The sequence below is a fragment of the Campylobacter sp. BCW_6877 genome (genome assembly GCF_001762445.1).
Lineage (GTDB): Bacteria > Campylobacterota > Campylobacteria > Campylobacterales > Campylobacteraceae > Campylobacter_D > Campylobacter_D jejuni.
In genome coordinates, this window is record NZ_MJWW01000047.1 from 1 (window position 1) to 5956 (window position 5956).

Here is a 5956-nt window from a genome sequence, read left to right on the forward strand (position 1 = left end):
AAACCACAAAATTACATCTTAATTTTAATAAAATAGAGAATCTAAGGAGATAACCCATGACATATATATTACTTCTTATTATAATTTCTACTATTCTTTCTTATCTTATATTAAAATTTATTTATAAAATCATCTTTAAATCTACAAAAAGCGTTTCAAAGTTTTTAGTCTTTCTTGGAAGTATAGGCTTAATTATCTTTTATTATACTCCTTATTCTTATTATTTAGAGCCTAGTTATTGGCAATTTAGGAATATGTGTAAGTTAAATGAACTTCCTAAAGTATAATAAGATTCTAGGGTATTTTGGATTAAGTTTGGATACATTAGATTGGGAGGAGCTGAATAGAAGAGCTTATAAAATAAGTAAAGAATAGCAATTCTATTTGCAAAATTTTAGAGAATATGCAACATATATAGGAGAAATAAAAAAGACTAGATATGATATAATGGCTATTCTGTATAGCAATAAAAAACTTATCTCTAAAGATAACATTACATCAATAATTTTACTTGATACTTGGAATACAAGACGTTACAATTTAGAGTAAGAATCTGTGGCTAGTTATAATATTGAGTGGATAGAGATAGAAGAATATTGCAGTTTGTACTTCAATACAAAGGAGCAAAAATGGACAATAAAGGATTAATCACTAAATTACGAGACAATGCAGAACTTCCTTGGGCAGCCTATGGATATTTTCATTTAGCTAATGAAAGTTATAAGCCAGAGGAAAATAGTAAGGATTGGAAAAGATTAAAATATTTTAGAGATATTAAAGAAGATACAACCCAATCTGTATTCCCCACCCTAATTGATATTCTCAACATAGAATACAAATATTTTAAAGATGAAAAAACAGGAAAGCTAAAAATGGCTTCTTTGATGATGAGTTATTTAGTGGCGACTTCTCCCAACTCCAAGCCAAACAATTCTTTTCTCGCTATGATTTATTAAAACATTGTCCTAATACAAATTCAGGCTTTTCTGCTACTTTGTTTGGAGAAAAAAGAAAACAAATTGATAGTAAAACAAAAGAAGAAGGCTATACCAGTGAATATGGCTATATCAATTATATTTTAGCCATTAGAGGAACAGAAATGAGTTCCTTTAAAGATTTGTTTGTAGCTGATGCTTCTTTAACCATAGGCTCTATACCTAAAGCCCAATATGATGATATGCTAAACTTTTATGAAACTTGTATTAAAGATTATCCACAAATCAAAGAAAAAGATTCTCTTACTATTACAGGACACTCTCTTGGAGGCTGTCTTGCACAACTCTTTGCTTTAAGTATCTGTGATGATAGGAATAGAAACAATATCAAAGCTTTATATACTTATAATGCACCTGGAGCTAGAAAGATAGCACCTCCTTATGATTATATAGTAAAACTCTTTATATTTCACAGTAAAGAACAACAAGAAAGATTTATAAAAGAAGAAATAGAAAATATAGCAAATAGAGCAAGAGATTTAGGCAAAGATAATATTTTCTTAGAAAGTAAGATACGAGAGATATTACACAAGATAATCCAAGAAAAACAAAGTCAATACTATGGGATAACAATGAGTCTTTCTACTCATACAACAATGATGACACTTGATATTAATGCCATTCCTATCTTAGCAGATATTGCACCATATTATAGACAACTTGCTTATAATTATTGGCAACATTTTAAAGAAGATAGGAGAACACCTCAAAATTTTGAACTTAAAGGAGATGAAAGATATATATACAAACTCTCAATTCAAGATTCTATCTTTCATTGTGAATCAAGTAATAATGAATATAAAAATGAATGGTATATCGGCTCTCCTATATCAAAACTAGGGATTAAGCTAGGATTACATCAAGACAATCAATATAGCGATACAACACTGCTTCATACAATCAATACAAGCTCTGGAGTAACAGGGGAGCACTCCATAATCCCCCTAACTCAAACTCTTTACTTCTACTCCTATCTTTTAGAATTAGATGCTAACTATAACAAAGTCAAAGATAAAAGCCTTAGTGAGTGTATAGAGTATCTTAATCATTTTATGAAAAATATTCAAATTTATACAGAAACTTTTGTGTTAAAAAATAATGCTATTAATAATAAAAATTTCGCTCTTAAAAATGGACCTCTTGGACTTTTTAGAAGTTCTCCAGAAAAAATCAATCATTTTGAATATTTTCTTTCATTAATAGCCACCATAATGCAAGAAACAAATGGTATTTTAGAAGAGCTTGGAGATAATTATTATACAAGTTATAAAACTCCTACCATTAGTCAAACAAAAATCATAGATTTTATTTTAAAGGCACAAGAAAAAGAAAAATACATTTTAATTCTTGATAAAAATGATTTTAATAAATACAGAAAAGATTGTTCCTTTATTAATAATCAAGAAAATTTAGCTCATAAAATTGCCATTGGGGAATTTAGAATTTTTATTGTGGTTTATAAAGATATGAAATGTCTTAAAAATATTAATAATATAACAAAAATATATGGATATAATTCAAAAAGTTATAAAATAAAAGATCAAATTTGGGATGAGCAATATTTAGGTGGAGTTTGTAAAATATCACAAGCTTTGTATTTTAATGGAAAAGCTAAAATAGGTATTATTTAGGAAAATTATGATAGGTAAAGACTTTTTATATTCTATTCATAAAGATAAAAAAAGTATTTATTTGTTTTGTGAAAATAAAAGCATCATTGATTGTCAAAGTATTTATGATGAACTTTATAAATTAGAAGCAACGACAGATTTTACTTTTGAAGAACTTCAAAACTATCAAGCTTATATCTTCCTAAACTCCACTCTCCTTACAGGATCAAATGAACTTCCTAATAATCCTTTTTACTTTGGAGAATTAGATCAAGATAATACTATAAAACAAGATACACCTAGTTATTATTTTTCTCCTAAAGATGAATTCAAATGCAAATCATAAAGGATAAAATAATATATGAAAACAAGCCAAATATATGAAACTTTATAAATATGCTAGAATGTGCTGGACTAGGTATTCTATAAATTTAAATGAGAACATGCTTAAGGAATTTCTAAAAAATATAAAAACAATAGGATGAAATAATGGATGAAGAACTTTTTTGGGAAAACATTGTTCCGGTAGGACATATTAATGAAGAAACTTTAAAGAGCCAAATTTATATTAATAATATAAATTTTAGCACTTTGCAATATGATGAAACAGTTTTACCTACAGAATTAGAGTGTTGTTATAATGAATTTAAATACTATCAAAAAAGCAATAATGAAATAGCAACACTAGGTTGGGCTATTAGCTATCAACTTCAAGTATTGTGGCAAAATAGCCCTAAGATAGATACAATACAAAATTATCATCTCCCCGTAAAACAAAATAAACCTAATAATCCCCAAGCAGAACAAAGACTAAAAGAAATACAAAATTTCTTACAAAGTAAAGGTATAGAACCCCTTATTTTACATTATACCCCTTATCCAAACAACACACAAACCCAAGAGATGAAAAGACTAAGGCAAAATTCAGAGCGTTTTTCTCGCCATATAGATAATAAAACAAATGAAGTAAGAGAAGAAAGGCGTTCTATTAAATTTTACACTACGCTAGATTGGGATAAGTTTTATTCTCATTTTCCTATAATAAAAAGACTAAGTAAAAAATTTCATACAAAAGAAGACATATACACTCAAAATTTTACAAAGCAAATAGAAATAATCTTACAAAAAACTCATAATATTTTGATATTAAAAAATTTGCCTCAAGGAGAATATAAATTTGATTTTGCTATCGATATAAAAGAAAATCGAAGCGATAAAAATGAAGAATCTTATATCATCATTAAAGAAAATGATGAAATTTCAAAAGATTATAAACGCATTTTAGACTGTAAGCCCTATGAGCTTGATACTTTAAATTGTCAATATATAGGTGTGGGTGATGATGAGTTTTTCAGACAAATTCGGGAAAATTTACAAGTAAATATCGCAAAGCAATTTGATACAGAATTTTCTCTTACTTGGTTTATTAAAACATATTTAAGAACGCAACCATTGACAATGAGCACTATGTTAGGTTATGATACATCGGAGATTGGGGAACAAACTTATGATGAACTCATGCAAGATCTATCTCTTTATGCTTGTAGTGGTAAATTTTCTTTTAATTTTGTTCCTTCGAAATTAAGCATTAAAAAAGAAATTCAAGGAGATAGAGAAAAGGTATCATACCGCGTTGATGAAATGCTTGTTTATGTTTATGATAGCTTTGATTTTTTAGATCAAGGACATGAATTTGATGATAAGGGAAATTTTATCAAGCTAGGACAACCTGTTGGAGCTTGGGATTTTAATGAAAAGAGTTTTAGTATTTGGGGTTCTACAAGACAGATGGAAACTTATAAACCAAAGAAATATTTATTTTTTATACCACAAATAACCTTTGCTGATATTCTACAATCCCCAAAAACCAAGCAATACTATCTTTACAATCAAGATTACCAAGACTATCAAAAATTCACTCCTTATGGTTTGGACTTTAAACTTTATAGTAAGGATTTTATCGCTAAACTTGATTTTAAAGATAAAGCTTATAATGTGCTTTATAATACAGGAGTTTAAATGGGAGAAGATATTACATTTTCTATTTTTTGGGGTTTATTTGGATTTATTCTTGCTTTTACTAATATAAAATTTTATCTTACAACTTTAAGTGTTCTTATTGCCTTTTCTATTTTAAATTATTGGATGAGAATTAACATAAAAGAATTTGTAAAATCTTATTTTTTAGTATATTTTATTATCTTTTTTATGGCTATTGTTATCATATTTTATCTTACCTATGGTATTGAAACTTCTAGGGATCTTGCATTACTTAGCTCTCTAGAAGCTAAAGAATTGTCACCGCAAGAATATAAAGCATATAATTATTTTGGATTTTTGACTTGTATAACTATGTTTTTTTTTACAATCACATTTTTTATACTTCCTTGTTTATTGCAAGCTTATTTATTTAAATGTTATAGCACAGGAGAAAAACGCAAAAAATTAAGTTGGCTTATAGGGTTTGTGTGTAATATCTTTTTATTAATTGCGAGTGTGTATGTGGTATATGAAAATCTTTAAAGACTATCAAAAATTTAATATATTTGATATAATATTCATTTATCTTAAATATTTAGAAAAAAAATGGATAGAGAATTATTTATAACAAGGCTTGCTTTTATAAACAATGATGAAATAGACACAATAGATAAAAATTCATCCATAGCATACTTAAAAGCCTTATATCAATGTGAAAATTCCATAGCTATAAATTATAATCAAGAAGATCTTTTCACCCAAGCTACTGCTATAAACAATCTAGGCTATAATTCTACTTTCACAAAAATCTTCATCCTAGATAAAGAAAAGCTCAATGATACCTATCTTGATGCTAGAAAAAGGCTTTATAAATCTATCAATACTTTAAAAGAAAAAAGAAATGAAAAAATAAAAGATATCCAAGACTATTTAAATAAAGAAATTTCCTTACAAGATAATCTAAATAATCAAAGCTTTAATACTAAGGAAAATGATGTTAATTTAATTTTAAACGAAGTATTTAACATAGAGCAATTTTATGATAAAAATACCAATACCATAGTATTAAAGACAAATAATATAAAAATCATATTCTTAGATAAAGTAAATTTACAAGATTTGCAAGATAATTCTAACAATACTTCTTTCATCTCTATGTCAAATTTGATCCATATTTATGATAATCATTGTGATATTTTTGCAAAAGATAGAAGTGTTTTGGATATAAAGGACATAGAAGAAAAATATCAAATAGATTTTAAAAGTTTAGATATAAAAATCTTCCTAAACTCCACCCTCCTTACAGGCTCAAATGAACTTCCTAATAATCCTTTTTACTTTGGAGAATTAGATCAAGATAATACTATAAAA

At 26.9% G+C, this 5956-nt stretch carries 6 protein-coding genes; all 6 read left to right on the forward strand.

The features are described 5' to 3' along the window. The first annotated feature begins 629 nt into the window (after positions 1 to 629). Entirely contained in the window at positions 630 to 956 is a 327-nt protein-coding gene (locus AJ936_RS10370; protein WP_002881839.1) for a hypothetical protein, read from the forward strand. Positions 957 to 994: 38 nt separating this feature from the next. Beyond that, positions 995 to 2626 (forward strand): lipase family protein, encoded by a 1632-nt coding sequence (locus tag AJ936_RS10605; protein ID WP_250578770.1) that lies wholly within the window; start codon positions 995 to 997, stop codon positions 2624 to 2626. Between the two features lie 7 nt (positions 2627 to 2633). Further along, entirely contained in the window at positions 2634 to 2951 is a 318-nt protein-coding gene (locus AJ936_RS06775; protein ID WP_070233465.1) for a hypothetical protein, read from the forward strand. 143 nt (positions 2952 to 3094) lie between these two features. After that, positions 3095 to 4624, forward strand: a complete 1530-nt coding sequence (locus AJ936_RS06780; protein ID WP_070233466.1) for a DUF6402 family protein — start codon at positions 3095 to 3097, stop codon at positions 4622 to 4624. Further along, positions 4625 to 5128 (forward strand): hypothetical protein, encoded by a 504-nt coding sequence (locus AJ936_RS06785; RefSeq protein WP_070274233.1) that lies wholly within the window; start codon positions 4625 to 4627, stop codon positions 5126 to 5128. 63 nt (positions 5129 to 5191) lie between these two features. Next, positions 5192 to 5956: hypothetical protein (locus tag AJ936_RS10610; protein WP_250540940.1), on the forward strand; the 765-nt coding region annotated here is incomplete at its 3' end.